At 64.4% G+C, this 26970-nt stretch carries 27 protein-coding genes; 16 read left to right on the top strand and 11 right to left on the bottom strand.

Annotated elements, in window-relative coordinates:
- The first annotated feature begins 21 nt into the window (after positions 1 to 21).
- From clpP to SPYCA_RS16890, 3 genes are all read left to right on the top strand, one after another.
- Positions 22 to 672 (top strand): ATP-dependent Clp endopeptidase proteolytic subunit ClpP, encoded by a 651-nt coding sequence (gene clpP, locus SPYCA_RS16900; protein WP_120221891.1) that lies wholly within the window; start codon positions 22 to 24, stop codon positions 670 to 672.
- A gap of 193 nt (positions 673 to 865) precedes the next feature.
- Positions 866 to 2137 (top strand): ATP-dependent Clp protease ATP-binding subunit ClpX, encoded by a 1272-nt coding sequence (clpX, locus tag SPYCA_RS16895; RefSeq protein WP_011543013.1) that lies wholly within the window; start codon positions 866 to 868, stop codon positions 2135 to 2137.
- A gap of 272 nt (positions 2138 to 2409) precedes the next feature.
- The gene (locus SPYCA_RS16890) at positions 2410 to 4869 is read left to right on the top strand and encodes a TonB-dependent receptor (RefSeq protein ID WP_120221890.1); all 2460 of its coding nucleotides are present in this window, start codon (positions 2410 to 2412) and stop codon (positions 4867 to 4869) included.
- Between the two features lie 93 nt (positions 4870 to 4962).
- Here the strand turns inward: SPYCA_RS16890 and nth are convergent, their stop codons facing one another.
- Positions 4963 to 5619 (bottom strand): endonuclease III, encoded by a 657-nt coding sequence (nth, locus tag SPYCA_RS16885; protein WP_120221889.1) that lies wholly within the window; start codon positions 5617 to 5619, stop codon positions 4963 to 4965.
- Between the two features lie 261 nt (positions 5620 to 5880).
- On the opposite strand from nth, the gene SPYCA_RS16880 reads away from it, so the two are divergent.
- Positions 5881 to 6315: a hypothetical protein gene (locus tag SPYCA_RS16880; protein ID WP_232003390.1), complete on the top strand. Its 435-nt coding sequence runs from the start codon at positions 5881 to 5883 to the stop codon at positions 6313 to 6315.
- A 46-nt stretch (positions 6316 to 6361) separates the two neighbouring features.
- Here the strand turns inward: SPYCA_RS16880 and dapB are convergent, their stop codons facing one another.
- The gene (gene dapB / locus SPYCA_RS16875; protein WP_120221887.1) at positions 6362 to 7087 is read right to left on the bottom strand and encodes a 4-hydroxy-tetrahydrodipicolinate reductase; all 726 of its coding nucleotides are present in this window, start codon (positions 7085 to 7087) and stop codon (positions 6362 to 6364) included.
- Between the two features lie 108 nt (positions 7088 to 7195).
- On the opposite strand from dapB, the gene SPYCA_RS16870 reads away from it, so the two are divergent.
- Positions 7196 to 7900 (top strand): NAD-dependent deacylase, encoded by a 705-nt coding sequence (locus tag SPYCA_RS16870; protein WP_120222410.1) that lies wholly within the window; start codon positions 7196 to 7198, stop codon positions 7898 to 7900.
- Between the two features lie 128 nt (positions 7901 to 8028).
- On the opposite strand, the gene tadA is transcribed toward SPYCA_RS16870, so the two are convergent.
- Complete coding sequence (gene tadA, locus SPYCA_RS16865; RefSeq protein WP_120221886.1) at positions 8029 to 8484, bottom strand: tRNA adenosine(34) deaminase TadA; 456 nt, start codon at positions 8482 to 8484, stop codon at positions 8029 to 8031.
- A 130-nt stretch (positions 8485 to 8614) separates the two neighbouring features.
- Here tadA and rpmB point away from each other — a divergent pair, with 130 nt between their 5' ends.
- Positions 8615 to 8908, top strand: a complete 294-nt coding sequence (gene rpmB / locus SPYCA_RS16860; protein ID WP_120221885.1) for a 50S ribosomal protein L28 — start codon at positions 8615 to 8617, stop codon at positions 8906 to 8908.
- A gap of 36 nt (positions 8909 to 8944) precedes the next feature.
- On the opposite strand, the gene SPYCA_RS16855 is transcribed toward rpmB, so the two are convergent.
- Positions 8945 to 9889, bottom strand: a complete 945-nt coding sequence (locus tag SPYCA_RS16855) for an esterase-like activity of phytase family protein (protein ID WP_232003388.1) — start codon at positions 9887 to 9889, stop codon at positions 8945 to 8947.
- 213 nt (positions 9890 to 10102) lie between these two features.
- On the opposite strand from SPYCA_RS16855, the gene SPYCA_RS16850 reads away from it, so the two are divergent.
- From SPYCA_RS16850 to SPYCA_RS16825, 6 genes are all read left to right on the top strand, one after another.
- Positions 10103 to 10507, top strand: coding sequence for a glycine zipper 2TM domain-containing protein (locus SPYCA_RS16850; RefSeq protein WP_120221883.1), 405 nt, complete (start codon positions 10103 to 10105; stop codon positions 10505 to 10507).
- Between the two features lie 214 nt (positions 10508 to 10721).
- Positions 10722 to 11813, top strand: coding sequence for a Ppx/GppA phosphatase family protein (locus SPYCA_RS16845; protein ID WP_120221882.1), 1092 nt, complete (start codon positions 10722 to 10724; stop codon positions 11811 to 11813).
- Positions 11810 to 12505: an RlmE family RNA methyltransferase gene (locus SPYCA_RS16840; protein WP_120221881.1), complete on the top strand. Its 696-nt coding sequence runs from the start codon at positions 11810 to 11812 to the stop codon at positions 12503 to 12505. Before SPYCA_RS16845 ends, SPYCA_RS16840 begins: the two co-directional genes overlap by 4 nt.
- Before the next feature lie 44 nt (positions 12506 to 12549).
- On the top strand, positions 12550 to 14010 hold the full coding sequence (locus tag SPYCA_RS16835) for a S41 family peptidase (RefSeq protein ID WP_120221880.1): 1461 nt from the start codon (positions 12550 to 12552) through the stop codon (positions 14008 to 14010).
- A 25-nt stretch (positions 14011 to 14035) separates the two neighbouring features.
- Entirely contained in the window at positions 14036 to 15493 is a 1458-nt protein-coding gene (locus SPYCA_RS16830) for a cobyric acid synthase (RefSeq protein WP_120221879.1), read from the top strand.
- 109 nt (positions 15494 to 15602) lie between these two features.
- Entirely contained in the window at positions 15603 to 16634 is a 1032-nt protein-coding gene (locus SPYCA_RS16825; RefSeq protein ID WP_120221878.1) for a transglutaminase-like cysteine peptidase, read from the top strand.
- On the opposite strand, the gene SPYCA_RS16820 is transcribed toward SPYCA_RS16825, so the two are convergent.
- The 4 genes from SPYCA_RS16820 to SPYCA_RS16805 form a co-directional block, all read right to left on the bottom strand.
- On the bottom strand, positions 16580 to 17839 hold the full coding sequence (locus SPYCA_RS16820; protein WP_120221877.1) for an HlyD family type I secretion periplasmic adaptor subunit: 1260 nt from the start codon (positions 17837 to 17839) through the stop codon (positions 16580 to 16582). The genes SPYCA_RS16825 and SPYCA_RS16820 overlap by 55 nt on opposite strands.
- A gap of 2 nt (positions 17840 to 17841) precedes the next feature.
- Positions 17842 to 18936 (bottom strand): cell wall hydrolase, encoded by a 1095-nt coding sequence (locus SPYCA_RS16815; RefSeq protein ID WP_120221876.1) that lies wholly within the window; start codon positions 18934 to 18936, stop codon positions 17842 to 17844.
- Positions 18933 to 19133 (bottom strand): hypothetical protein, encoded by a 201-nt coding sequence (locus SPYCA_RS16810; RefSeq protein ID WP_120221875.1) that lies wholly within the window; start codon positions 19131 to 19133, stop codon positions 18933 to 18935. The genes SPYCA_RS16815 and SPYCA_RS16810 overlap by 4 nt, the downstream gene beginning before the upstream one ends.
- 105 nt (positions 19134 to 19238) lie before the next feature.
- A protein-coding gene (locus SPYCA_RS16805) for an IS3 family transposase (protein ID WP_120218721.1) occupies positions 19239 to 20410 on the bottom strand; the annotation gives its coding sequence in 2 pieces (ribosomal slippage) (positions 19239 to 20146 and positions 20146 to 20410; 1173 coding nt in all).
- Positions 20411 to 20637: 227 nt separating this feature from the next.
- On the opposite strand from SPYCA_RS16805, the gene SPYCA_RS16800 reads away from it, so the two are divergent.
- Positions 20638 to 21450, top strand: a complete 813-nt coding sequence (locus tag SPYCA_RS16800) for a phospholipase D-like domain-containing protein (protein WP_146625177.1) — start codon at positions 20638 to 20640, stop codon at positions 21448 to 21450.
- Between the two features lie 22 nt (positions 21451 to 21472).
- Here the strand turns inward: SPYCA_RS16800 and SPYCA_RS16795 are convergent, their stop codons facing one another.
- On the bottom strand, positions 21473 to 22294 hold the full coding sequence (locus tag SPYCA_RS16795) for an IS5 family transposase (protein WP_066114500.1): 822 nt from the start codon (positions 22292 to 22294) through the stop codon (positions 21473 to 21475).
- 243 nt (positions 22295 to 22537) lie between these two features.
- Between SPYCA_RS16795 and SPYCA_RS16790 the strand changes: the two genes are divergently transcribed.
- Positions 22538 to 22792 (top strand): hypothetical protein, encoded by a 255-nt coding sequence (locus SPYCA_RS16790; protein WP_120221873.1) that lies wholly within the window; start codon positions 22538 to 22540, stop codon positions 22790 to 22792.
- Here SPYCA_RS16790 and SPYCA_RS16785 read toward each other — a convergent pair.
- A complete protein-coding gene (locus SPYCA_RS16785; RefSeq protein ID WP_120222409.1) occupies positions 22789 to 24435 on the bottom strand; it encodes a class I SAM-dependent methyltransferase in 1647 nt (548 codons plus the stop codon). The genes SPYCA_RS16790 and SPYCA_RS16785 overlap by 4 nt on opposite strands.
- A 387-nt stretch (positions 24436 to 24822) precedes the next feature.
- On the opposite strand from SPYCA_RS16785, the gene SPYCA_RS16780 reads away from it, so the two are divergent.
- Positions 24823 to 26091, top strand: coding sequence for a tyrosine-type recombinase/integrase (locus tag SPYCA_RS16780; protein ID WP_120222408.1), 1269 nt, complete (start codon positions 24823 to 24825; stop codon positions 26089 to 26091).
- A gap of 26 nt (positions 26092 to 26117) precedes the next feature.
- Here SPYCA_RS16780 and SPYCA_RS16775 read toward each other — a convergent pair whose 3' ends face one another.
- Positions 26118 to 26663: a DUF5990 family protein gene (locus tag SPYCA_RS16775; RefSeq protein WP_232003386.1), complete on the bottom strand. Its 546-nt coding sequence runs from the start codon at positions 26661 to 26663 to the stop codon at positions 26118 to 26120.
- On the opposite strand from SPYCA_RS16775, the gene SPYCA_RS16770 reads away from it, so the two are divergent.
- Positions 26638 to 26967 (top strand): ArsR/SmtB family transcription factor, encoded by a 330-nt coding sequence (locus tag SPYCA_RS16770; protein WP_011542685.1) that lies wholly within the window; start codon positions 26638 to 26640, stop codon positions 26965 to 26967. The genes SPYCA_RS16775 and SPYCA_RS16770 overlap by 26 nt on opposite strands.
- Positions 26968 to 26970: the final 3 nt, after the last annotated feature.

Raw genomic sequence — 26970 nt, 5'->3', positions numbered from 1 at the left:
AATCGACAAGGATTCATTCGCATGATCGACCCGCTCGCCGCCCTTGTTCCCGTCGTCGTCGAGCAGACGAGCCGCGGCGAACGCAGCTTCGACATCTTCTCGCGCCTGCTGCGCGAACGGATCGTCTTTGTGACGGGCGAGGTCGAGGATCAGATGGCCTCGCTGATCGTCGCGCAGCTCCTGTTCCTCGAATCGGAGAATCCGAAGAAGGACATCTATATGTACATCAACTCGCCGGGCGGCGTCGTCACGGCGGGCATGGCGATCCACGACACGATGCAATATATCCGCCCGCGCGTCGGCACCGTCTGCATCGGCCAGGCGGCGTCGATGGGCAGCTTCCTGCTCGCCGCCGGCGAGCCCGGAATGCGCGTCGCGCTGACCAACGCGCGCGTGATGGTCCACCAGCCGTCGGGCGGCGCGCGCGGCATGGCGTCGGACATCGAAATCCAGGCCAAGGAAATCCTGCGCATCCGCAAGCGGATGAACGACCTTTATGTCAAATATACCGGCAAATCGCTGAAAGACATTGAGAAGGCGATGGACCGCGACACTTTCCTCGAAGCCGACGAGGCCAAGGAGTTCGGCATCGTCGATCATGTCTATGACCGCCGCCCCGGCCTGCCCGGCGACGACGCGCCCAAGGATGTGAGCGAAGGCCCGACGCCCTGACACAACACCCTCGTCACCCTGGATCAAGTCCGGGTGACGGACAATAGTAACCCTGTTTCTTGACGCTCGCTTGGCGCCTTGGCGCTAGGCGGAACATTGAACCGATGTCACCCAATTGCCATATTGTAATTGGGTGGCCGGGGGCTAGGATAAGGATGGCAGCGCCCTTCTGGCGCCCGCCAAAGGATGATTTATGACGAAATTGAGCGGCTCGGACAGCAAGAGCACTCTTTACTGCTCCTTCTGCGGCAAGTCGCAGCATGAAGTCCGCAAGCTGATTGCCGGGCCGACCGTGTTCATCTGCGACGAATGCGTCGAGCTGTGCAACGACATCATCCGCGAAGAGATCAAGGGCGGGGTCGCCGCGCGCAAGGATGGCGCGGTGCCGACGCCGCTCGAAATCTGCCAGCATCTCGACGCCTATGTGATCGGCCAGAACAAGGCGAAGCGCGTCCTGTCGGTCGCGGTCCACAATCACTACAAGCGGCTGGCGAACAGCGGCCGCGGCGAGGATGTAGAGCTTGCCAAGTCGAACATCCTGCTTGTCGGCCCGACCGGCAGCGGCAAGACTTTGCTCGCGCAGACGCTCGCGCGCTTCCTCGACGTGCCTTTCACAATGGCCGACGCGACGACGCTGACCGAGGCGGGCTATGTCGGCGAGGATGTCGAGAACATCATCCTCAAGCTGCTGCAATCATCCGACTATAATGTCGAAAAGGCGCAGCGCGGCATCGTCTATATCGACGAAATCGACAAGATCAGCCGCAAGGCCGAAAATCCCTCGATCACCCGCGACGTGTCGGGCGAAGGCGTGCAGCAGGCGCTCCTGAAGCTGATGGAGGGCACGACCGCGAGCGTGCCGCCGCAGGGCGGGCGCAAGCATCCGCAGCAGGAGTTCCTGCAGGTCGACACGACCAACATCCTGTTCATCGCGGGCGGCGCCTTCGCCGGCCTCGAAAAGATCATCGGCGACCGCCTGCAGGGCAAGTCGATCGGTTTCGGCGCGCATGTCGCCGGCCCCGACGAGCGCCGCGCGGGCGAAGTGCTGAAACAGATCGAGCCGGAGGATCTGCTGAAGTTCGGCCTGATCCCCGAATTCGTCGGCCGCCTGCCGGTCATCGCGACGCTCGAGGATCTGGACGTCGACGCGCTGGTCAAGATTCTGGGCGAGCCCAAGAATGCGCTGGTCAAGCAGTATAAGAAGCTGTTCGACCTGGAGGAGGTCGCGCTGACCTTCACCGACGACGCGCTGGTCGCGGTCGCCAAAAAGGCGATCGAACGCAAGACCGGTGCGCGCGGACTGCGCTCGATCGTCGAGGCGATCCTGCTCGACACCATGTTCGACCTGCCCGACCTCACCGATGTCGTCGAGATCGTCGTCGACAAGGATGTCGTCGAAGGCCGCAAGGATCCGGTGCGCGTTTATGCCGACAAGGCGAAGGAAGCGGCGGGCGACGCAGCCTGATCCGAGTCGCGCGCGGCCGCATGCGCGCGACCATGATGTTGCATTGCAGCAACAGTTGCCGCGAAAAACGCATCGACGCCTGTGGATAAGATCGGACGCGTGACGAAAATCGGGGGTTTTTCGACTCCCGCGTGCCGCGCGTACGGCTCGCCGCTTGCACTGTAACAATTGCTGTCACAATCGTGCCACATGCGGGCTTCAGGGGCGCTCGCAGGTTCTGGCGCGCCCCTTGTCGTGCGCCTGCCGATCGCATCAAAAGGGGACATCCTGACATGAAATTCCGTCAAACGCTCACCGCCGGCGTCGCGCTGCTTCCGGTCGCGCTGCTTTCTACCCCGGCCTTTGCCCAGTCGACAGGCTCGGTCGACTTCGACGACGAGATTGTTGTGACCGGTGCCCGCGCGACCGACGTCGCCGGCATCCAGTCGCCCGACACGTCGAAAGCGAAGTCCGTCCTGGGCCAGGAAGTCATCGCCCGCCAGAACCCGGGCCAGACCATTCTCGACACGATCAACCTGGTTCCCGGCGTCGTCTTCACCAACAATGACGCCTACGGCTCGTCCGGCGGCCAGCTTTCGATTCGCGGTTTTTCGGAAGATCGCATCAGCCTGACCTTCGACGGCGTTCCGCTCAACGATTCGGGCAACTATGCCATTTATTCCAACCAGCAGCTCGATCCCGAGCTGATCGAGCAGGTCAACGTCAACCTCGGCACCACCGATGTCGACAGCCCGACCGCAGCGGCGACGGGCTCGACCGTCAACTATCGCACGCGCACGCCGGGCGAGGAATTCGGCGTCCGCCTATCGGGCTCGGCCGGCGAGTATAAATTCTTCCGCATTTTCGGCATGGTCGACACCGGCGTCTTCACCCCCTGGGGCACGCGCGCCTTTATTGCCGCTTCGACCGCGTCGAACGACAATCCCTTCAACAATTACGGCGTTGTCGACAAGCAACAATATAATGCGCGCGTCTGGCAACCCATCGGCGACAATGGCGACTTCGTTTCGATCGCCGGCCATTATAACGAGAACCGGAACAATTTCTTCGGTTCGCTGCCGCTGCGTTTCGATCGTGCCGTCCCGTCGGGTTTCCCGCAGGCGAAGGACGAGCGCGAATATGACATCAATTATCCGTGCACGGTGAGTACCGTCGCACGGCCAGGCGTCGCCGACCTGACCAACGGTTGCGGCACCGAGTTCGATCGTCGCTACAATCCCTCGAACACCGGTAATATCCGCGGCGCATCGCGCTTCACGCTCGCCGAAGGCGTCGTGCTGACGGTCGACCCGAGCTATCAATATGTGAAGGCCAATGGCGGCGGCACGGTCAATGCGCGTGAGCGCCTGCAGAACGGACTGTCGGGCTATATCGGCGGTCGCCCCTATTTCGGGATGGACTTGAACGGCGACGGCGACCTGCTCGACGAAGTCACCATGACGGCGCCCAGCCAGACGCAGACGCACCGCTATGGCGTGATTGCCAACCTGCGCTGGGACATCAACGACGAGCACAGCGTCCGCGTGGGCTTCACCTATGACCGCGCCCGGCATCGCCAGACCGGTCAGGTCGGCAGCCTTCACCTGAACGGCGAGCCGGTCGATGTCTTCCCGATCAACGATCCGCTCACCGACGTAACCGGCGCCGTGCTTCAGAAGCGCGATCGCCTGTCCTATGCGATTCTGTCGCAGGTATCGGGCGAGTATCGCGGCGAATTCATGGATGGGTCGCTCGTTGCCACACTCGGCATCCGCGCACCTTTCTTCAAGCGCGACCTCAACAATTTCTGCTTCACGACGAGCGATACGGGATTTGTCGACTGTTTCGGCCAAGGCGACCCGCGCAATGCAACCTACGCCGCCGCCAATCCGACCGTCCAGGGACCCCAGCAGCGCGTTCTGAAGTATGATGACATCCTGCCGAACGTCGGGCTGCTGTTCAGGGCGAGCAACCAGTTCTCGATCTTCGCCAATTATTCGAAGGGTCTGCAGGTCCCGGGCACCGACGCCCTGTACAATGCCTTCTTCTTCGCCCCGGATACGCCTTCGGCGCGTCCGGAACCCGAAACGACCGACAATTTCGACCTCGGCGTCCGTTATCGCACCGGACAGGTGCAGGCGCAGGTTTCAGGCTGGTTCACCAAATATGACAATCGTCTTGCCTCGGCATATGACCCGGTCACCGATCGCAACCTTTATCGGAACCTCGGTCGCGTCGACAAATATGGCATCGACGGCAGTATTGCGTGGCAGCCGCTTCCCGAGCTGGCACTCTATGCCTTCGGTTCGTATCTCGAATCGGAAATCAAGGACGACGTCCAGTCGGGCGGCAACAGCTTTATTCCGACCGCCGGCAAGCGCGAATCGGGCGCTCCTGCCTATACCTTTGGTGGGTCGGCCCGCGGCACGCTGGGCCCGGTCGAACTCGGCGTAACAGCCAAGCGCACGGGTGGTCGGTATATTTACGACACGAACCTGCCGATCGTGATCGGCGGGAACGAGGTGTACCCGGCGAAGACGGACGCCTATTGGCTCGTCAATCTTGATGCGCGTCTTGGCCTGGAATTCCTGGGTCTTAACGACCAGACCTTCTTCCAGCTCAACGTCTACAACCTGTTCGACACGCTTTATGTCGGCCGTTATACGACGTCGATCTCGCAGGGCTCATCGCCGCCGTTCGCCCAGATCGGCGCGCCGCGCACCGTCAGCGGAACGCTTACAGTCGCTTTCTAAGGCGTTCGCGGGTATGAAAAAGGGCGCGAGAAGAAACTCTCGCGCCCTTTCTTTTGCCAATATCCGTGCGCGGAATATCTTTCTGCGCCGAACCTACGCCCCGCCCTTTCCCTTCGGCGGCGGCGTCTTCGGCTTGTACCGGCAAAGGTCGGCGACGGGACAGCGCCAGCATTCGGGCGTCCGCGCCTTGCAGATGTAGCGCCCGTGAAGGATCAGCCAGTGATGCGCGCCGACGCGAAAGGGCGCGGGCGTGTCCTTCTCCAGCCTTTTCTCGACCGCCAGCGGCGTTTTCCCCGGCGCCAGCCCGGTGCGGTTGCCGACGCGGAAGATGTGCGTATCGACCGCGAAGGTTTCCGCCCCGAAGGCGCAGTTCATCACGACATTGGCGGTCTTGCGCCCGACGCCGGGAAGCAGGGTGAGCGTATCGCGGTCGGCGGGCACTTCGCCGCCATGGTCGCGGATCAGGATTTCGCTGAGCGCGATGACATTCTTCGCCTTGGCGTTGAACAGCCCGATCGTCCTGATATGCTGTTTCAGCCCCTCTTCGCCCAGCTCGACCATTTGCTGCGGCGTCTTCACCACCTCGAACAGCCGCCGCGTCGCCTTGTTCACCCCGACGTCGGTCGCCTGCGCCGACAGCACCACCGCGACGAGCAGCTGATAGACATTGCCGAATTGCAGCTCGGTCTCCGGGCTGGGGTTGAGCTCGGCGAGGCGGCGGTAGAATTCGAAGATGTCGCTGCGTTTCATCGCATGGCTCCGGCGCGCGGCCTGGGCGCCGCGCGCAATCCCTAGACCCTGTTTCAGTGAGATTGAAACAGGGTCTAGCGCCTTTGCCGGTCGACTTCCACGCCGTCGCATTTGACTCTTTACCGCAAGGGGCGCAGCCTTTCGCCGCTTCGATGCCGAGTCGCGCCGTATTGGGCGCCGACGTGATGTCGACACCGGGGACCGGGGCAAGGGAACCAAGGGGGCTCCCTGCCGGGGTTGGAGGACCAGACAATGCTGAAAATGTGGAAAACGGCCATTTTGGCCGGCCTGTCGTCGTGCGCAATCGCCACGGGGGCATCGGCGCAGAACTATCCGTTCACGCTCGGCAATTTCACCGAAGTGGCGATGATCGACGTCGCCGACGGCGGCGGCATGCAATATGCCACCTTTCTGGCCGATCAGTGGCGAAAATCCCAGGAGTTCGCGAAATCGCAAGGGTGGATCAGCGATTATGCCGTGTACAGCAATTTCAACTCGCGCCCCGGCGAGCCCGACCTTTATCTGTCGGTGACCTTTGCCAGCATGCCCGACGGCGCGGAGGAGGAACGGCGCAACCAGGCCTATCGCGACTATATGAAGCGTACCGATACGCAGCTGGCGGCGGAATCGGGTGACCGCGCCAAATATCGCACCGTCATGGGCAGCTTCCTGCTGCGCGAATTGAAGTTCAAATAGCCGTCGGGGGCGCCGGGCCGTTCGGGTCCGGCGCCACCACCGGGCCTCACAGCCCCAATACTTGCGGCATGGTGTAACGCCCCGGCTTCTGATGGATCAGCCACAGCGCCGCCTTCACTGCGCCGCGGGCAAAGATCATGCGGTTTTCGGCGCGGTGCGACAGGGTGATCATCTCCTCCGGCCCTGCAAAGATCACGTCATGGTCGCCCGCGACCGTCCCGCCGCGCAGGCTGGCAAAGCCGATCTTGCCATGCCCGCGCGCGCCGGTGAGGCCATCGCGGCCGCGTTCGGAACAGGTCGCAAGATTGATCCCGCGCCCCGCCGCCGCCGCCGCGCCCAGCAGCAGCGCGGTGCCGCTCGGTGCGTCGACCTTGTTCCGGTGGTGCATCTCGACGATCTCGATATCATATTCGGGGTCGAGCCGCGCCGCCGCCTCGCGCACCAGATGCGCGAGCAGCGTGACGCCGAGCGAGGTGTTGCCCGTCTGGAGCACCGCAATGTCGCGCGCGGCGTCGTCGATCAGATAATGGTGGCGCTCTTCGAGCCCGGTCGTGCCGATCACGATCGGCTTGGCGGCCGCGACGCAGGCGTCGAGCGTCGCTTCGAGCGCCGTGGGCGAGGAGAAATCGACGAGCACGTCGGCGCTTGCGGCGAGCTTCGCGACACTGCCGCCCTTGTCGACGCCGCAGCTGCGCTGTCCCGCCTCGGAAATCGCCGCGGCGAGCGCAACGCCCATGCGTCCCTGGCTGCCGATGATGCCGATGCTGGTCATAAACCCAAACCCCCGCTTGCCCCGAGCCTGTCGAAGAGCCGTCCTTGCTAAACCGCCGCTTTGAAGGAAGAACGGTCCTTCGACAAGCTCAGGACGAACGGAGTTAGCGTGCCCCCCATCCAGAATATCGTCATCCTGACCGGCGCCGGCGTTTCGGCCGAAAGCGGCATCGACACGTTTCGCGACGCGGGCGGACTGTGGGAACAGCACCGCGTCGAAGATGTCGCCACGCCCGAAGGTTTCGCGCGCGACCCCGACCTCGTGCTGCGCTTTTACGACATGCGGCGCGCGGCGATCCAGACGAAAGAGCCCAATGCGGCGCACCATGCGCTTGCGCGGCTCGATGCCGAATGGCCGGGCGAATTGCTGATCGTCACCCAGAATGTCGACGATCTGCACGAACGCGCGGGCGCGCGGCGGCTCATCCACATGCACGGCGAACATCTGAACGCCTGGTGCACCGGTTGCGATACGCGGAGCGCATGGACCGCGCCGCTGCTCGACCGGCCTGCCTGTCCCGCGTGCGGCGCCGCCGGTTATCTGCGTCCCGATGTCGTCTGGTTCGGCGAGATGCCGTACCGGATGGACGAGATTTACCATGCCATCAATCGCGCCGACCTGTTCGTGTCGATCGGCACGTCGGGCGCGGTCTATCCCGCCGCGGGCTTCGTCCGCGAGGCACGCGCGGCAGGCGCGCGCACGCTCGAACTCAACATGGAACCAAGCCAGGGCAGCCACTGGTTCGACGAGGCGCGCCACGGCCCCGCAACCTGGCTGGTGCCCGAATGGGTCGAAGAGATGCTCGGCGGGTGAAGCCACGCCGTACTGAAATGCCGCGTTTCGGCCGGTTCCGGACCTTTATTCAATCGTCATCCCGGCGAAGGCCGGGATGACGGATAAGGGAAGGTCCGCTCCCCACCCCGAAACAGACGTCACCGCAATCACCGCCGCGCGGCGAAAAAATCCCGGAGCAGCGCCGCCGCTTCGCCTTCGCCGATGCCGTCGTAAATCTCCGGTCGATGGTGCACCGTCGATTGCGCGAACAGGCGCGGGCCGTGAACGACCGCGCCGCCCTTCGGATCGTCAGCGCCATAATAGAGCCGCGCGATCCGTGCGTGCGCGATCGCGCCGGCACACATCGCGCAGGGTTCCAGCGTAACATAGAGATCGCAGCCGCCCAGCCGGTCGGTCCCGAGCTTTGCCGCCGCCATGCGCAGCGCGACGATTTCGGCGTGCGCGGTGGGATCGTGCGATTCGCGCGGGCGGTTGTGACCTTCGGCGATGATCGCGCCATCCTTGACGATCACCGCGCCGACGGGCACTTCGCCCCATTCGGCGGCGATGCGGGCGAGGTCGAGCGCGCGGCGCATCGGTTCGGGAAGCGGGAATTGCGCCATGGCTTCCCCGCTAATCGCTTGACGAATCCCCTGCAAGCCGATAAGCGCGCGCCTTTCCCGGCCCAACCGGTCCCTGTGGCGCTTCAGGCGCCCACCGGCACGCCGCCCAGATTTTGTGAGGACGAGAACGATGTCGCGTATTTGCGAACTGACCGGCAAGGGCCGCCAGATTGGCCACAATGTCAGCCACGCCAACAACAAGACCAAGCGGACCTTCCTGCCCAATCTGCAGAATGTGACGCTGCTCTCGGACGCGCTGGGCAAGGGCGTGAAGCTGCGCGTGTCGACGCACGGCCTGCGTTCGGTCGAGCATAATGGCGGCCTCGACAACTGGCTGCTGAAGGCCGGCGACGACCAGCTGTCGGCGAATGCGCGCAAGCTCAAAAAGGAAGTCGCGAAAAAGCTGGCCGAAAAGGCCGCCTGAACGCTTCCGCTTTGCTGACGCAAAGAGGCCGCCGGATTACCGCGCGGCCTTTTTGCTGCGTGGCGCTTTTCGGGGCGGCAGGTCGACGAGCTCGAACTGGAGCAGCAGGCTGCGCTGCCAGACGTTGAAATTATCGTCGGAGACGAGCCAGAGCCAGGTGCGGCCGCGCTCGACCGATACCGCCGCGCCCTCGTAATTTTCGGCCAGTGGTCGCGGCACACGCCCGATCGTCCGCGAGCGCACGACGCCGTCGCGGGCGATGTCGGCGGGATCGAGGACGGAAACGGTCGTCGTGAAAACGGGGTCGAAACCGAGCCGCCGGTGGACGAGCAGGATGCGTCCGTCGGGCAGCGGCGCCGCGTCGCTGACAAGACCGCGTCCGGCGGCGTCATAGAAGAAGCGCACCGGCGGCATTCCCGGCACCGCCGGATCGTCCGAATAGAGCAGCGCCTCGCGCCCGCGCGGATCGTCGTCGGCATCTTCGGAAAAAAGGATCGTCCGTCCGTCACCAAGCCGAACCATGGCCTCGGCCCCGCGATTCCTGGGCCAGCGCGGCAGACGGCGCCGCGATTCGATTCGCGCAAGCCCGGCATCGAGCCGCCAGACCTGATTGACCCCTTCCAGCGCGAGCCAGACGGTGCCGCCCGCCTGATGGACGGCCAGCGCCTCGACATCGGCCATCGTCTTGCGCGCCGGGCGGCCGTCGATTGTGGGAAGCGCGTCGATCCGCGCCGACGACACCGCGCCGCGGGAATCGAACGTCAGACGCGTCCAATAGCCATTATCGCCGACCAGCAGGAAGCGGCCCGGCTCCGTCCGCGCCAGCGCGGAAAACCCGCCGAAGCGGCTGTTCGGACTATCGAGGCGCCAGCCGCGCACAAAGCGCATCGGCGCCGCGGTTTCGGCAGCGAAGCCGAGCGGGCGCGCCACGGCGCGTTGCGACAGGTCGACATCGGCAAAGCGCACGGCCGTGCCAGGCATCGGACCAAGCGCAGCGAAAACAAGGACAGCGGCAAGCAGACGGCGCATCGCCGGGGGCGTAGGCCGCCGGACCGCGAAAGGAAAGGCTTTCGCGACGGCGAAGCTGAACGCCAGCCGACCGCCGCGTTCAGGCTTCGCTCAATGCGAATCGGGCAGAACCTCTTTCATCGACCACTGCCCCGAAGGGCCAAACGCGAAAGCAGGAGTATAACGATGAAAAAGATGGTGACCCTCTCGATCGCCGCCCTGATGTCCACCGTGACGCTGGGCGTGGCGACACCAGCCGCGGCGCAGAACGGCTATTATGACCAGGGCGGCTATTCGAGCTATTACAGCGGCTATGACCGCGACGACCGCCGTTATGACCATCGCGACTATCGCCGCTACGACCGCCGCGACTATCGCCACGACCGCCGTTATTATCGTGGCGACCGCCGTTATTATCGGCAGTGCGACAAGGGCACCGGCGGCACGATCATCGGCGCGATCGCGGGCGGCCTGGCCGGCCATGAAATCGCCGGGCGCGGCGACAAGACCGTCGGCACGATCATCGGCGGCGCCGTTGGCGCCATCGCGGGCCGCGCGATCGACAAAGGCAATGACGGCTGCCGCCGCTGACGGGGAATGACGGCTGCCGCGCGAGAGGCAGTCCCGACCTCCAATAATTTCCGTCCCTCCTTTGCCCCGCCCCGGCCTCGCGCCGGGCGGGGTTTTGCCTGCCTGCGGCGCCCCGGAGGAGACGCTTGCCATTGGCCCGGTGCGCGCCTAGGTTTGCCGACAAGTGCACGCCCGCGGTTCTGCGGGCGCGTGAGCAGAACAGGTTATACTAGCCATGCGGCAAATGGCAGCGCCATCAGGGCGACCGCCGCGGCCCGGGTCGGCGGCAAAAGGACGGAACAAGGCGAGCGCCCCCCGGCGACCGATTCCGATCGTGCGGCCGCGCAGCTATGCCGCAATCGACCTCGGCACCAACAATTGCCGCCTGCTCATCGCCCGGCCGCAGGACGGCGAGCTGGTCGTCATCGACGCCTTTTCGCGTATCGTCCGCCTTGGCGAAGGGCTGCACAATAGCGGACGGATCAGCGAAGCCGCGATGGACCGCACCGTCGCGGCGCTGGCGATCTGCGCCGACAAGCTGCGCCGCCGCCACGTCTCGCTGTCGCGCGCGGTCGCGACCGAAGCATGCCGCCGCGCGAGCAACGGCGCCGAGCTGGCCGAGCGCGTCCGCCGCGAAACGGGGATCGTGCTCGACATCATCTCCGCCGCCGAAGAGGCCCGGCTCGCGGTTCTCGGCTGCCATAACCTGATGGAGCCTGGCGACGGACCCGCGCTGATCTTCGATATCGGCGGCGGCTCGACCGAGCTGATGCGCGTCGAGGTGTCGGACCATGACGTCCAGATTCGCGACTGGATCAGCGTGCCGTGGGGCGTCGTGTCGCTGACCGAACATGCGCCGCTCCCCGACGACAGCACGGAGGGACGCCGGGCAGCCTATGCCCATATGCGCGACGTGACGCGCCAGGCCTTTGCCGCCTTTGCCGACCGCGCCGGGGCCTTTGCCGGTCAGCCGCTGCGCCTGCTCGGCACCAGCGGGACGGTGACGACGCTGGCCAGCGTGTTCCTGAACCTGCCGCGATACGACCGCCGCGCGGTCGACGGCCTTGTCGTGCCCAGCGAGGCGATGCGCGCGATCAGCCGCCGCCTCGCCGAAGCGAGCATCGCGGACCGCGCCGAAATCGCGTGCATTGGCCGCGAGCGCGCCGACCTGGTCGTCGCGGGCTGCGCGATCCTCGAAAGCATCATCGACCTTTGGCCGGCGGCACGTGTCGGCGTCGCCGACCGCGGCATCCGCGAGGGCATTTTGCGCACGCTGGCGATGCAGGGGCGCGACATTCCCGTAACCCGCCGCGAATATCGCAAATGAGCGGCGCGCGCGGCAAGAGTGGTGGCGGTCGCGGCGGCCTGCATGTGCGGGTCAAGACCGCAAAAAGGCGCAGCGTGTCGTCGACACGCTGGCTGCAACGGCAATTGAATGATCCCTATGTCCGCCGCGCGCAGGCCGAAGGCTATCGCTCGCGCGCGGCCTATAAGCTGATTGAACTCGACGAGAAGTTCGGTTTCCTCAAAAAATCGCGCGCGGTCGTCGATCTCGGCATCACACCCGGCGGCTGGTCGCAGGTCGTGCGCAACACGAACCCGCGCGCGCGCGTCGCAGGGATCGACCTTTTGCCGTGCGAGCCGATCGAGGGGGTCGCGATCCTCGAAATGGATTTTATGGACGACGCGGCGCCCCATGCCTTGATCGCCGCGCTCGGCAGCGCTCCCGACCTTGTCCTTTCGGACATGGCGGCGAACACCGTAGGCCATCCGCAGACCGATCACCTGCGCACGATCGGCCTGGCCGAAACCGCGGCCGATTTCGCCGTGCAGAATCTGCTGCCCGGCGGCGCCTTTGTCGCCAAGGTGTTCGCGGGCGGCGCCGACCGTGAACTGCTGACGCAGCTCAAGCGCCACTTCGCGACGGTCAAGCACGCCAAGCCGCCGGCGAGCCGCAAGGGATCGCCCGAACTTTATGTGATCGCACAGGGTTTCAAGGGGCGCGGTGATGCGGCATAATCCCCTGTAAACAGGCAGCCAGGTCGAAGCGGAGAGACGGGACGATGACGAAATCCAGGCAATCGCTCACCGCGATGACACTGGCGGCGCTGCTGCTGGCGTCGTGCGGTGGCGGGGGTGGCGATTCGAGCCTTGGCAGCGGCGGGCCGGTTACGGTCACGCCCACGCCGACGCCGACGCCGACCGCGAATTGCGCGCTCGCCGCGCGGCAGAACTTTGCCAGAGCGGTTATCGACGAATGGTATCTGTTCCCCGGCGACGTCGCGGCGGGGGTCAATCCCGCCAGCTTCAGCGACGTCCAATCCTATATCGACGCGCTCGTCGCGCCCGCGCGCGCGCTGAACAAGGATCGCTTCTTCACCTACATCACTTCGATCGCCGAGGAGAATGCCTTTCTTTCCAGCGGATCGAGCGCGGGTTTCGGCGTGCGCCTGGTCTATGACGCCGCGAACCAGCGCCTGCTGATCGCCGAGGCCTATGAGAGCGCCCCGGCCTTTGCCGCGGGAATCGACCGCGGCACGGCAATCATCGCGATCGGCACGACCAGCAGCAATCTGCGCACCATAGCCGAGATCGTCGCTGCGGAGGGGACCGCGGGCATCACCAGCGCGCTTGGCCCCAGCGATCCCGGCGTCACGCGCGTGCTGCGTATCGCCGACGCCGCGGGCACGCGCGACGTGACGGTGACCAAGGCCGATTATGCGCTCGATCCGGTGTCCGACCGCTATGGCGCCAGGATCATCAGCGAGGGCGGGCGCAATTACGGCTATCTCAACCTCCGCACCTTCATCGGCTCCGCCGACGACCAGCTGCGCGCCGCCTTTGCCGATTTCCGCGCGCAGGGCGTCACCGACATCGTCATCGACTTTCGCTACAATGGCGGCGGGCTCGTCTCGACCGCCAATCTGATGGGCGACCTGCTCGGCGCCGGGCGCAGCGGCCAGATTTTCTCGCAGACGCTGTTCCGCGCCAGCAAATCGGCGGAGAATGACGAGCATCGCTTCGCGCCCGGCAGCCAGTCGATCGCCCCGACGCGCATCGCCTTCATCGGCACAGGATCGACCGCATCGGCGAGCGAGCTGGTGATCAATTCGATGCTGCCCTATCTTGGCGCCAACATGACGCTCGTTGGCGGCAACACCTTTGGCAAGCCGGTCGGCCAGATCGCGCTCGACCGCGCCGAATGCGACGACCGGATGCGCGTCGTCGCCTTTGCAACGGGCAATGCAGCGGGCCAAAGCGACTATTACGACGGGCTGGCGCCGAAAATCGCGAATAGCTGCGCGGCGGGGGACGACCTCAATTTTCCGCTGGGAGACCCGCGCGAGGCGTCGATCCGCACCGCGATCGACTTCCTCGCGGGCAACGCCTGCACGACGCGCATCGCCGAGGCGAGCGTCGGCGCGGCGGCGCGAAGCAGCGGCGCCCCCATGAGCGCCGAACCCGAAATGCTCGTTCCCGACCGGCCGAGCGCGGCACAGCGCGAACTGCCCGGCCTGTTCTGACCGTCCAGTCCGACAGGGGCATTTCATGGCCGCGCTGATGCTGCAGGGCACCGGCTCCGACGTCGGCAAGTCGGTGCTCGTCGCCGGCCTCTGCCGCGCACTCACCAACCGCGGCCTCCGCGTGCGCCCGTTCAAGCCGCAGAATATGTCGAACAACGCCGCGGTCACCATCGACGGCGGCGAGATCGGCCGCGCGCAGGCGCTGCAAGCCCTCGCCTGCCGCGCCGCGCCGCACAGCGACATGAACCCGGTGCTGCTGAAACCGCAGGCCGACCGCACCTCGCAACTGATCGTCCACGGCCGCGTGCGCGGCACATTGGGCAGCGGCAATTTCCGCGAAGGGCGCGGCGCGCTGATGGGCGAGGTGCTCGAAAGCTATCACCGGCTGCGCAGCGCGTGCGATATCGTCCTGGTCGAAGGCGCGGGGTCGCCCGCCGAAATCAACCTGCGCGCGGGCGACATCGCCAACATGGGCTTTGCCCGCGCCGCCGATGTTCCGGTCGTGCTTGTCGGCGACATCGACCGTGGCGGCGTGATTGCGGCGATTGTCGGCACCCGCGCGGTGATCGACGCGGACGATGCGGCGATGATCAAGGGCTTCATCATCAACAAGTTCCGCGGCGACCCCGCGCTGTTCGACGATGGCTATCGCGCGATTGCCGAGCGCACCGGCTGGCCGGGATTGGGGGTCGTGCCCTGGCTCGCGGCGGCATCGCGCCTGCCGAGCGAGGATGCCGTGATCCTCGAACGCCGTGCCGACGCGCATGAGGGCCGCCGCATCGTCGCCTGCCCGATCCTGCCGCGCATCGCCAATTTCGACGATCTCGACCCCTTGAAGCAGGAGCCCGGCGTCGCGCTGGTGATGGTGCCGCCGGGGCAGCCGATTCCCGCCGACGCGGCGATCATCGTCCTGCCTGGATCGAAGGCGACGATCGCGGACCTTGCCGCGCTCCGCCGCGAAGGCTGGGACATCGACATCAAGGCGCATCACCGGCGCGGCGGGCTGATTCTCGGCCTCTGCGGCGGCTATCAGATGCTGGGGAAGCGCATCGCCGATCCGCTGGGGATCGAGGGCGCGCCGTCGGAGGTCGAGGGGCTGGAGCTGCTCGACGTGTCGACGACGCTGGCCCCGGCCAAGACGCTCCGCGAGGTGTCCGGGACCGCATGGGGCAGCCCCTTCGCGGGTTATGAAATGCACATGGGCGAAACCGCGGGCGCCGACACGGCGCGGCCCTTTGCGCGAATCGAGGGCGGCGGGAACGAAGGGGCGACCAACACCGCGGGCAATGTGATCGGCACCTATATCCACGGCTTGCTCGCGTCGCCCGACCTGCGCGGCGCGCTGCTGGAACGAATCAACGTCACCGGGAACGGGCGCGACCATGGCGCCGATGTCGACGCCGCGCTCGACGACATCGCCGCCGAACTGGCGATCCATCTCGACATCGAGGCACTGCTGCACATCGCCGCGCAGCCGGGATAGCGGGGTCGTCACGCGGCGGCACCGGGCCGACGTCGGGGAATCATGGTGAAGACATGGTTCACCATCGCCATGAAGCTTATCCTCATCCCGCTGCGGCAAATGGGGTGGCATGTTCGGTCATGCCCCTCCGGTCCGCGCTGCGCGGTATCTGCTCCCGCTGATCGCGACCGTCCTGGCGCCGACCTCGGCGCAGGCGTCGGCAAAGCTGGACAATATCAAGGCATCGGCGCCAGCCAAGGTTGCCTGTGACACGGCGGGCGTTTCCGCGATGCCGCTCGCCCGCAATCTGTCGCAACTCATTCTGGGCGGCGCGCCGAGCGCGCTCGATCGCATCCGGATGCAGCAGCAGGGATCCGCAGCCGCCGTTTCAGGCAATACCGCCCCGGTTGCCGCGCGGGCGCCGCTCGAACCTGCAAGCCGCACGCCGCCTTCCCTTGCGCTGTCGGCGTCGGCGGGTTGCAGCGGCGCGCCGGGCGCGATGGCCGAATGGGATGCCGATTCCGAACTCGGCACGCGCGCCATTCCGGTCAGGCGGACGCGCTTCGACGATCGCTGGGACCGCGTCCGCCGCGCCGCGCCGGCCGCGCTGATGCAGCGCCAGCTGCGCAGCGCCAACGCGGCGCCGGGGCTCAGCGAAACCGAGCTGCTCGCGCGCGTCAACCAGTGGGTCAACCGCGAAATTGCCTATGTCGGTGACGATCGCAATTACCGGCAACGCGACCATTGGGCGACCGCCGAACAGACGATCGCGCGCGGCAGCGGCGATTGCGAGGATTTCGCGATCCTGAAGATGCACATGCTGCGCGCGGCTGGGGTCGATGCCGACCGCATGAAACTGGTGCTGCTGCGCGACCTCGCCGCCAACGCCGACCATGCCTTTCTGCTCGTCGAAACAACCGGCGGCAAGCTGGTGCTCGATAACGTGACCGACCGCGTCTATGACGGCGCCCGTCCGCAAGCGGTGCGCCCCGTGCTGTCGTTCAGCGAAGATCGGCGCTGGGTCCACGCCTATCGCACCGCGGCCGCCTCACCCGACAGCCGCGTCGTTCCGGCATCGCGCAAGAGCTTTACCCTTGCGCTCGCCGATCAGCGTTCGGTCAAGGCCGTGCCGCTGACCTTCAAGACGGGTTTCAGCAAATAGCTGAGCACCGATTTCTTGCCGGTCAGGATTTCGACATCGCATAGCATCCCCGGCGTGATCGGCAGGCGGCGGCCGTTCGATTCGAGAAAGCTGTTCGTCGTTTCCACGACGACGGTGAAATAGGCTTCGCGCTCGACCTCGTCATAGATGCTGTCGGCGGACACGCGCACGACCCTGCCCTTCAGCCCGCCATAGATGGAGAAATCATAGGCGGTGACCTTGACGTTCGCCGGGTCGCCGACCTTGATGAACGCGATGTCGCGCGGCGTGACGCGCGTTTCGACGAGCAATTTGTCGCCGAGCGGCACGATCTGCATGATCTGTTCGCCCGCGTTGACGAAGCCGCCGAGCGTATTGACGAGCAGGTCGTTGACGACACCGCGCGTCGGCGAACGGATTTCCGAGCGCGCGAGTCGCCCCTCGGCGCCGCGGATCGTTTCTTCGTTGACCGCCATCTTGGTCGCGAGCTGGCTGCGTTCGTTGAGCGCTTCCTGCTGGAAGTCGAAGCGCGCGCGCGACACTTCGGCGCTCGCTTCGCGGATCGCCGCCTGCGAGCGCGAAATCGCCTGCCGCGCGGCGGCGAGGCGGCCCTGGATATCGACGACCTCGCGCTGCGCGGTGAGCAGCTCGGTCTGCGGCACGACGCCGCGCGCCGCGAGCGGTTCGAGCATTGCCACCTGTTCGCGCGCGAGCCGCAGACTGCTTTCGAGCGCGCTTGCCGTCGCCTGCGCTTCGCCAAGGTCGCGGCGGCGCTGCTCAACCCCGGCGGACAGCGCCGCAAGCTGGCTTTGCAGCGCCGACCGTCGCACCTCGGCGAGGCGCGCTTCGTCGCCGCAATTGTCGCCGGTGCAGCCGGCGCCGCTGCCCCCCTCGCCCGCAAGCCGCGCCGCACGCTGCGCAAGGCGTTCGTTTTCGGTTTCGAGCTGTCCCAGTTCGGATTGCGAAGTCGTATTGTCGAGCCGCACGAGCAATTGTCCTTTCTCGACGGTCTGCCCCGACCGGACAAGGATTTCGCGGATCGTCGACGGCTCGGCCGACTGGATGATCTGCACCCGCGACGACGGGATGACGCGGCCCTGGCCGCGCGACACCTCGTCGACGCGCGCGATACTCGCCCACAGCAGGAACAGCACCATGCCCGCGGCGGCCGCCACCATGATCTGCTCGCTGCCGCGCAGCCGTTGCCAGAATTGGACGATTCGCATGATTATTGCCCAGGTTGAATGTCGGGCGCCGGCGCCCCGCCTTGCTGGCTCGTCAGGCTGTCGAAGCGCGACTTGCTCCTGGTCGGATCGGGGAGGCTCGGCACCCAGCCTTTGGTTACATCGATACGGCCGCCGACATCATTGTCGGCGCGGCGATCGGTCGGATCGCGGGGCGGCGCGGCGGCGGCGAGCGCGGCGACGTCAGCAGGCTCATCGGTGGTCGCCGCCCCGCCCTGATAGAGCTGGCTGAGCGCGGGAATCCATTCGGCGCCGGCATAGGCATCCGAAAAGGCCGCAGGCTTGCCCCACGAACCCGGCCAGCGATAGAAGATATGCGCGCCGATCTGGTCGATTTTGGTGAGCCGGGGCGCCCAGCGCGGCAGCACGTAATTGGCGTGATAGTGCGTCGCCATGCCGACGCTCGCCTCGACCCGCCCGGCCAGCGCCGCACGCGCTATCTCCGCCGAACGATGCCACAGCGCGGGCACCGGCGCGCGCCGCATCGACCCGTCGCACGCGAAGCTGAACTGGCATCCGGGACGCGAGCTGCCCTGATAGATGACGCCGCACACCGTATCGGGATAGGCGGGATGGCGCATCCGGTTGAGGATGACCTGCGCGACCGCCGCCTTGCCCGTATCCGATTCGGTCGCCGCTTCATAATAGATCGCCTGCGTCAGGCAGCGTTCGGCGTTGGTCGCCTGCGCCACGCTGATCGTCGGCAGGCGGAACGGCCGCGCCGCCTCAACCGGAAGCGTCGATACGGGCAGCAGCGCATTGCGCGCGACCGCATCATCCCCCTCGGCCACGGGAAGCGCCGCATCGGTCTCGGTCGCGGCAATGAGCCGCGCGATTGCCTGCTTCTTCGCCGCCCTGGCGGTTTCGGCCGGGTCGGCCGACCAGGCGGCGAAGCGCGCCTCGACAAAGCGCGCGAGCCGGTCGTTCGACGCAGCGAACAGGATCGCCGCGGCGAGAAGCGCAAGGCCGAGCAGGACGAGGACGACCGTCTTCGATGTCGACGGCGCGGCATCGCCATCGGCCCACGGCGCCTCGGCGGGCGCCGCGCTGGCGCGCGCGATATGGAGTTCGGGGATCATGCGGCCGGCTCCCTGATCGATCGCGCGAGGATCTCGGCGCGCGGACCGTCGGCGACGATGCGGCCGCCGTCGATGACGATGATGCGATCGCACATTTGCAGGATGGCTTCGCGGTGCGTCGCGATGATCACCGTCTGCGACCTGGCGACCGAGCGGCCGAGCGCCTCGATGAACAGCCGCTCGCTTTGCGTGTCCATCGCGCCCGTCGGTTCGTCGAGGAAGAGCAGGCGTGACGGCGACGCAAGCGCGCGTGCTATGGTCAGGAAACTGACCGGCCCCCACCGAGTGGTCCGGGCTATATGTTAGTGCATTGACGCCTCCATCGCCAGTGTCGGCCGTAGGTGGAGCGAAGCGGAACCGGAGGGCGACACTGGCGATGGAACGGCCTCCGGCGCGGGTGGTCGGTATCCCAGCGAGCTGTGCGGCCGGACGGTGTTGTAATGTCGCCGCCAGGCCTCGATCAGGATCCGGGCCTCGGCGAGCGAGTAGAAGATTTCGCCGTTGAGCAGTTCATCACGCAGCGATCCGTTGAAGCTCTCGCAATAGCCATTCTCCCATGGTGATCCGGGCGTGATATACAGCGTCTTCACGCCGATCTGGGCGAGCCATTGCTGCACCGCCGTCGCGATAAACTCCGGGCCATTGTCGGACCGTATGTGCGCTGGTGGCCCACGCGTGACGAACAGCTCGGCGAGCGCCGCCAGAACGTCATCGCTCCTGAGCTTGCGTGCCACCGGCAACGCCAGGCACTCCCGGCTCGCCTCGTCGATGATCGAAAGGATCCGGTATTTGCGACCATCGTGGGTCCGCCCTTCGACGAAGTCGTAGGACCAGACATGGCCGGGATACTCGGGCCGAAGCCGGATGCACGATCCGTCGTTCAGCCAGAGCCGCCCGCGCTTCGGCTGCCTTTGCGGTACCTTCAGCCCCTCGCGCCGCCAGATGCGCTCGACCCGCTTGCGGTTCACATGCCACCCCGCATCGCGCAGCAACGCCGTCACCCGGCGATAGCCATAACGACCATATTGCCGGGCCAGCGCAATGATGTCCTCGGTCAGAGCTGCTTCGTCGTTCGCCCCGCGGGGCGCCTTGCGCTGTGTCGATCGATGTTGCCCGAGCACACGGCACAGCCGCCGCTCAGACACCGGCATCATCATTCTGATGTGATCGATACAGCGCCTTCGGCGCGCGGGGCTCAGAAGTTTCCCCGGGCAGCCTCCTGCAATATCAGCTTGTCCAGCGTCAGGTCCGATATCGCACGCCGAAGCCGCGCATTCTCTTTCTCCAAGTCCTTCATCCGCCGCGCCTGGTCGGTCTTCAGACCGCCATATTCCTTACGCCACCGATAATAGGTCTGTTCCGTAACGCCGATCCGGCGACACGCTTCAGCCGTCGTCGCCCCCTGCGCCAACACGACCTCCGCTTCACGCAGCTTGCCGATAATCTCTTCCGGGCGATGCTTCTTGGCCGGCATTCATATTCTCCTTCGTCATCCAAAATATCATCAATTTTGGACCACTCAGAAGGGGGCAGATCAGCTCCAATGCCTTTTATGGCCGCAATTGGCGCAATAGGCAACGAAGCAGGTGTGCGAAGCCGCATAAGTAACTGACACGAAGAACAAATCCGTTCGCGCAAGGTCGAAGCCATTGCAGCCGAACAGGATTGCTGGCTACGGTGTTCCCGACAGAGGGGGTGCCAGTGTCGTTAGAATTGATTCTGCAAGGGCTGACCAAGCGGACACACGCCGAAGTGATCGGGGAAATGTTCGCGGGCGAAGTGGAGCGCGCAATCGTGAGCGTGGCCTTCGTCTCGCAGGACGGCGTGGAGCATATTGCACCGTTGCTCGCCGCCCACGCCGACAAGATCACGGTATATGCGGGGATAAGAACCGAAATTACCTCAGCCCAAGCGCTTAAGCGGCTGCTGGAAATCGGAGTATCGCTTTACGCGGTCGATACCGGAACTCGAATGTTACTGTTCCACCCGAAATTATACCACGTCCGCGCAGGTGCTACGGCGAAGCTGTCCGTAGGAAGTGCAAATCTCACGCTGGGTGGCCTTAACAATAACATCGAGGCTGGCGTCTTAATCGACCTATCGCTTGCCGACGCAGATGACGCTGCGTTCGTGGATAATTTGGAGGCGTCTTTTGACGGGCTGACAGGCGAGCACCCGGAGAATGTATTTGAAATTGAGAACGAGGCGATGGTCAACGGACTGTTAGATGCAGGCCGACTGATCGACGAACTTGCGGCACCGCCGCCCCGCACAGCAACAAAAGCCAAGGCAGGTAGTACAGACCCAACGCCTCGGATGAAAATGCAGCCGAAGGCCGTTCGAGGGAAAGCGAAACCGAAAGGTCCGCCCGCAGTTCCTGCTCCAGTCGTTCCACCAATCCAACCAGCGGCGGCACCTCCCGCCGCAGCCTCGCCGGGAAATGCGGCAGGCGCTTCCACGACTGTCGCCCCCGACTTGGAATTGGTTTGGGAAAGCAAGTCTCTAAGAGTCTGATTCAAAATTATCGCGATAGATTTCATGCTCTTGCGATACGGCGGACGAAGAGCTGAATTGAGGCGATGAACAGCCACGCGGTTGCCGATGCGATGGTCTGCTCGAAGTCTTTGGCGAGGCGGCGGTTGCGACCGAGCCACGCAAAGGTCCGCTCGACCACCCAGCGTCTGGGCAGGACCTCGAAGCCCTTGGCATGGTCGGATCGCTTGATGATCTCGACCGTCCACTTCCCGATCTTGCGCAGCGCCTGGCGAAGCTTGTCGCCAGCATAGCCGCCATCGGCGAAGATGTGCCTGAGCCAAGGGTGACGGCGGATGATCTCGGCCAGAACAAACGGCGCGCCATCGCGATCCTGCACGTCAGCGGTGTGGATCACGGCATGAACGAGATTGCCCTCGGTGTCGGTCACGATGTGTCGCTTGCGGCCCTTGATCTTCTTGCCTGCGTCATAGCCGCAAGGCCCGCCGCTTTCCGTGGTTTTCACGCTTTGGCTGTCGATGACCCCAGCGCTCGGAGAAGCCTCGCGCCCGAGGGCTTCCCGCCCGATCAGCAGCAGGGCGTGATTGAGCGAGAGCCACAGACCATTGTCGCGCCACAGATAGAACCAGCGCCGCACCGTCGAGACCGGAGGAAAGCAGGGCGGCAACATCCGCCAGGGCAGCCCACCGCGCAGCAGATACAGGATCGCCTCGATGATCCGCCGCAGCGGCCATTTGCGCGGTCGCCCTACACAGCAAGGGCCCGGAAGTAACGGCTCCAGCACGGCCCATTCCGCATCGGTCAAATCGCTTGGCAAAGCCAGGTCGGCACGGGCATACTGCGCCCGGGTGGTGTCGGTCCACATCGTTGAACTCCCGAAGTTTGTTGCAAAACCCCGTGAATCAGCGACTTGGGCTCGCGTCAAGCTAACCCGCTGGCACCACTCAACTTAATTTCGGATCAGGCTCTAAGCCGACGGTCTCTCGGTATCCCTGCTGGCCCGAACTCCAATCCAACCGGATCGACGACGCTCGGCTCGGGGACGTTCGATGACATCGACCGAGTAACTTACTTCCGGGATGACCTTTTTGGGCATCTTGGCTGGGCCTTGAACGGTACAATCGAAACCGCAGACCAGCAGTTCGACCTCGTTATTAAGGGCGTTTTGGTCGGTACGTTTGACCTCACGCTACGCCACAGCCTGACGCGAGCGGCGGCGGCAGCGGCAGACCATAACTCCCCCACCAGCCTAAGCTGGAACGAAGCTCGCTCCCTTGTTGCCCGTGAAGATCTGCTTGGGCGGACGATGCGGATTTGGCGCTCCACCGCAGACCCGACAGAGTTCCAGGTCGAAATCGACTAGGCCTCGACGGTTTCCGTTGATGTTCGATGTCGCCGATCCCGAAGCTTGCGCCACCCCTCCAATGCGCTGCTTTGCTTGGCCTTGGATATACCCAGCGCACCGAGGACAATCTTCCCCTGCCGCTCCAACGTCTCGTGCGTCGGTCGATTACGGATAGAGGCGTCCAAATCCTCCAGGTCCGGCGTGACCGCTTTCGGGAGAGGTATGATGAGCCGTTCGATTTCGGAGGGGATGAGTTCGAGCACGCCGCCGCCGTAGTGCCTCCCCTCCAATTCCGCACTTAGTGCTGTTAGCGGATTGATGAAGCATCCTACCAGTCGCTCGCCTTCCCCCTCGCGTGTGCGAATGCGATAGGCGGTATCCGTGGTATAGGCCCCAATTTTATTGAGGATGAGACGCGGGGTATCGTGACACCGCTTGAGCATTCCGACTTCGGTGGAATAGACCGACGGCACTTTGAACCAAGGCGCGCGGATACGGCACTTATATCTGGTGTGCAGACTTTCGGCCTCGCCACGCTCGATATACTGGCGTGCCCGGCTCGACATTTTGTTGGGCGCATCGTCGAACCAGAGGAAGTTCGTCGGACTCCCCTTCTCGGCATTCGCCGCATGTTGTCGCTCGTCGTAGATAATGCCAGGACAGTGTTCGCTGCGACCGAACATAGGGTGGGCATATTTGGTTAGGTTGTAGGCCCTGACCGTCTCGTCGGGGACGAGGAAAAACTTGTTCGCACCGGTAACGATGCCAACGTCCACACGCGCGATATCGTCGAAGCGGTGAACCTCGGCATGGGCCTCGAGTTCGTCGAACAGGTCCCGCGTCTCCAGATCGAGCAACGCCCGCGTCCACTTGCCTGCAACCGTCTTTCCATTAATCGACTGTGGCTCTGCAAACAGCTCGGACGGGGACCGACGAAGAAACTCCCGGCCCCGAACCGGCACCATGCCAAGACCCTCTGCCTTCTGGCGAGCGCTACTGCGCTTCTCGGCCATGAGGATGACAGCACCCTGCAACGTGCCATCGAACCATAGCTCTTCCGGGTCGATAATGACGAGCCTGCGACATTCTTTGCCGAGATGGCTGCGAAGCGATTGCGCATGGGTGACGTGGATTATTTCGGCCGGGACAACCATTGCCAGCCGACCGCCCGGACGAAGCAGTGACATCGACGCGAGGATAAACGGCACCCAAGCATTCGTGTGCTTTGTGAACTTTAGCCCAAGCTCGTCGAAAATTATGGCAGCGCGCGTTTGAAATTCTGGCGGAAGAAACTGGTAGCGGACGAAGGGTGGATTTCCCACGACCGCGTCGAAGCGCTCGCCGCCCTTCTCCATGTTGTCGATGGCCCAGCCAAGGAAGTCTTCCGAACGAATGTCCGCACGACGAAGGCCAAGCTCCTTGGCGCGCCGGATTGCCTTGCCGGCCTCGTCGTCGTCGAGTTCGAACCCGGTAAGATTGGCTGCTTGAAAGCCGCCAACGTCGGCCATCGCCTGGAAAAAGGCTCCGTCGCCGCAGCTCGGTTCTAGGATTTTGTTTGGCTTAAGCTCGGCAACCCAGCGGGCAATGAAGGACGCAAGATCGAGGGGGGTGTAGTAACCACCCCGCAGCTTTTGAGCCGTTTGATCCTCGATGAACTTCACGGCCACTCCCTTGACGTTACCCCATTTGGGAATCTTAGAGTCTGGGATTCCAAGGAGCAAACTAAAACTGTTTCTGCTCCCCCACCTGCTCCCCAAAGCCCAAAAACAACGAAGGCCGCCTTTCGGCAGCCCTGCTAACTTCCTAAGATTACACCCGAAATCTGGAGCGGGCGAAGGGATTCGAACCCTCGACCCCAACCTTGGCAACTTGACCTTCGGGCTTTCCTAGAGCTTCCAATGCTATCCTAAAACCCTATATTTCCTATATTTCTTGATTTTCTTTCTGCCCTCTCGTATCCTAATTTTGTCTCCAGTTTGACGGTTGCAGGAGACAATTTGGAGACAAAGCCGCTCGGTTTTGGTTTTGTCTCCAGCAGGAGAGACATGATGCCGACGGGCAAGCTGACCAAACGGGCGATCGACGCGCTTGCCGTGCCAGACAGCAAGCAGCTCATCTATTGGGATAGCGAAGTGAAGGGCTTCGGCCTGAGGGTGCTCCCTTCGGGGCTCAAGACTTTCGTCGTTCAATATCGCAATGCCGAGGGTATCAAACGCCGGATGAACCTCGGCCGGTTCGGCGTGCTGACGGTCGATACGGCCCGCGATCTTGCAAAGCTCAAGTTGGCCGAGGTCATCGTCGGCGAGGATCCCGCCGACAAGGTCAGGCAGGTCCGCAAGGGAATGACCGTAGCGGAGATGTGCGACTGGTATTTGGAGGAAGCTCGCGCCGGGAATATCCTAGGCCGCAAGAATCTTCCCATCAAAACGTCGTCGCTCGATATGGACGAGAGCCGGGTTCGAACCCACATCGTACCCCTGCTTGGCAATCGCATCGTGAAGCATCTCCGGATCGCCGACGTCGAGCAGATGCAATCCGACGTAAAGAACGGGAAGACGGCCAAACCCCGAACGGGAGGGCGAGGCGGCATGGCAACGGGCGGGCCCGGCGTGGCGGGCCGCTGCCTCGGCACGCTTCAGGCGATCATCGGTCACGCGAAGCACAAGGGTCTGCTCGAAGTACACCCGACCCTCGGGGCCAAGAAGCTCGCGAGCAAAAAGAAGACGCGGCGCCTCAGCGTCGCTGAAATCGAGATGATGGGGAAGGCCATCGCTCATGCCGAGGCGAGCGGCGAGAATCCGGTCGCTCTCGGCGTCCTGCGCACCTTGCTGCTGACGGGCTATCGCCGGGAAGAAGGGCAAGCGATGCGCCGCAGCTGGCTTCATCCCGATGCCGGCTATGTTGCTTTTCCCGACACGAAGGGCGGCGCACAGATTCGAGCGATCGGTCCGGCCGCGGTGCGGGTTCTGCAAGACCAGGCAGAGATTGCGGGCAATCCGCACCTGTTTCCCTCGACCATCGGCGACGGTCCCTTCACGGCGGTTAGCGAGTGCCTCCGGCGCGTGTGCGTTTTGGCAGGTATAGAGGGTGTGACGCCCCATACGCTTCGCCACACCTTCGGAAGCGTCGCGGGAGATTTGGGATTCTCGGAACTCACGATCCGCGCAATGCTCGGACATGCTTCGCAGAATGTGACCCAGGATTATGTCCACATCGATGAAGCGCTGAAACTCGCTGTCCGGCGGACCTCGGACGAAATCGAGCGGCTGCTGGCGAGCGGCGCGGCCAAGCTCGGGACCATGCGACACGCCGCTTGACGGGACGGAACAGGATACGAGCTCTGCTAGGCGATGCGCCGCATCGTCGGACGCACCGTCGCGCACGCGGGCGTGCCATCCTTACCCGTGCCAATGATCGCAATCTCGATGGGCCGCATATCCTTCGCGGCCGCGTCGAGCAGCTCCTGATCGATATCATGTATGTCGATCTTCATCCGCCGCGACCAAGGCGAAGCCGCGTCACCCGCCATTTGCCCGACACGAATATAGACGAACCGGCGCTCCGGCCCCTCGCGCCGCACCTGGTCGCCGAAGAATTTGGGACCCGGGCCGACGCGCACGGAGAAATCGAAGGCCAAGGCTTCACCCATGCGGGACGCTTTGGGATCGAGCGGCCGGTCGTCCTTGCCTTGCAAGCTGTGAAGCACGCCAGGCACCGGCTGTTCGATGACGATCCGAAAGGCGATCTCGCTCTGCTGTTCGCGACCCATGACGAGGCTATAGCCCGATCGCGCAAGCGGACCAACTAATCGGATATTCCCGATTGGAATTGACGGATGCGATTCCATCGGATAATTCCGATGCATGCAAACCGATTCCGCCTTGTCCATTCTCGCCGCGCTGGGACACCCGACACGCCTCGATGCCTTTCGCCTGCTCGTCAAACATGAGCCCGACGGCCTGTCGACGGGTCAACTTGTCGAAGCGTCGGGACTCACCCAGAGTACCTTCTCCACCCATCTCGCGGTGCTCGCCAAAGCCGGCCTCGTGATATCCGAGAAGCGCGGGCGTCAAATTATCCAGCGCGCGGATATCGACGCGCTTCGCGGCCTGATGCTCTTCCTGGCGAAGGACTGCTGCCAAGGCCGGGCGGAGCTGTGCGAGCCGCTGCTCGCAGAACTCGCCTGCTGCTGAAGG

Source organism: Sphingopyxis sp. FD7, assembly GCF_003609835.1.
Taxonomy (GTDB): domain Bacteria; phylum Pseudomonadota; class Alphaproteobacteria; order Sphingomonadales; family Sphingomonadaceae; genus Sphingopyxis.
This window is presented reverse-complemented; position numbering and strand designations above follow the sequence as displayed.

Excerpts from the sequence above, each read along its gene's own strand:
- rpmB (WP_120221885.1), top strand. The coding sequence starts at position 8,615 with ATGTCGCGTATTTGCGAACTGACCGGCAAGGGCCGCCAGATTGGCCAC.
- SPYCA_RS16780 (WP_120222408.1), top strand. The coding sequence starts at position 24,823 with ATGCCGACGGGCAAGCTGACCAAACGGGCGATCGACGCGCTTGCCGTG.
- SPYCA_RS16825 (WP_120221878.1), top strand. The coding sequence starts at position 15,603 with ATGTTCGGTCATGCCCCTCCGGTCCGCGCTGCGCGGTATCTGCTCCCG.
- nth (WP_120221889.1), bottom strand. The coding sequence starts at position 5,619 with ATGAAACGCAGCGACATCTTCGAATTCTACCGCCGCCTCGCCGAGCTC.
- SPYCA_RS16820 (WP_120221877.1), bottom strand. The coding sequence starts at position 17,839 with ATGCGAATCGTCCAATTCTGGCAACGGCTGCGCGGCAGCGAGCAGATC.
- SPYCA_RS16855 (WP_232003388.1), bottom strand. The coding sequence starts at position 9,889 with ATGCCTGGCACGGCCGTGCGCTTTGCCGATGTCGACCTGTCGCAACGC.
- SPYCA_RS16850 (WP_120221883.1), top strand. The coding sequence starts at position 10,103 with ATGAAAAAGATGGTGACCCTCTCGATCGCCGCCCTGATGTCCACCGTG.
- SPYCA_RS16795 (WP_066114500.1), bottom strand. The coding sequence starts at position 22,294 with ATGTGGACCGACACCACCCGGGCGCAGTATGCCCGTGCCGACCTGGCT.
- SPYCA_RS16835 (WP_120221880.1), top strand. The coding sequence starts at position 12,550 with ATGACGAAATCCAGGCAATCGCTCACCGCGATGACACTGGCGGCGCTG.
- SPYCA_RS16810 (WP_120221875.1), bottom strand. The coding sequence starts at position 19,133 with ATGGACACGCAAAGCGAGCGGCTGTTCATCGAGGCGCTCGGCCGCTCG.
- SPYCA_RS16840 (WP_120221881.1), top strand. The coding sequence starts at position 11,810 with ATGAGCGGCGCGCGCGGCAAGAGTGGTGGCGGTCGCGGCGGCCTGCAT.
- tadA (WP_120221886.1), bottom strand. The coding sequence starts at position 8,484 with ATGGCGCAATTCCCGCTTCCCGAACCGATGCGCCGCGCGCTCGACCTC.
- clpX (WP_011543013.1), top strand. The coding sequence starts at position 866 with ATGACGAAATTGAGCGGCTCGGACAGCAAGAGCACTCTTTACTGCTCC.
- SPYCA_RS16880 (WP_232003390.1), top strand. The coding sequence starts at position 5,881 with ATGTGGAAAACGGCCATTTTGGCCGGCCTGTCGTCGTGCGCAATCGCC.
- SPYCA_RS16770 (WP_011542685.1), top strand. The coding sequence starts at position 26,638 with ATGCAAACCGATTCCGCCTTGTCCATTCTCGCCGCGCTGGGACACCCG.
- SPYCA_RS16890 (WP_120221890.1), top strand. The coding sequence starts at position 2,410 with ATGAAATTCCGTCAAACGCTCACCGCCGGCGTCGCGCTGCTTCCGGTC.
- SPYCA_RS16830 (WP_120221879.1), top strand. The coding sequence starts at position 14,036 with ATGGCCGCGCTGATGCTGCAGGGCACCGGCTCCGACGTCGGCAAGTCG.
- clpP (WP_120221891.1), top strand. The coding sequence starts at position 22 with ATGATCGACCCGCTCGCCGCCCTTGTTCCCGTCGTCGTCGAGCAGACG.
- SPYCA_RS16845 (WP_120221882.1), top strand. The coding sequence starts at position 10,722 with ATGCGGCAAATGGCAGCGCCATCAGGGCGACCGCCGCGGCCCGGGTCG.
- SPYCA_RS16775 (WP_232003386.1), bottom strand. The coding sequence starts at position 26,663 with ATGGACAAGGCGGAATCGGTTTGCATGCATCGGAATTATCCGATGGAA.
- SPYCA_RS16815 (WP_120221876.1), bottom strand. The coding sequence starts at position 18,936 with ATGATCCCCGAACTCCATATCGCGCGCGCCAGCGCGGCGCCCGCCGAG.
- dapB (WP_120221887.1), bottom strand. The coding sequence starts at position 7,087 with ATGACCAGCATCGGCATCATCGGCAGCCAGGGACGCATGGGCGTTGCG.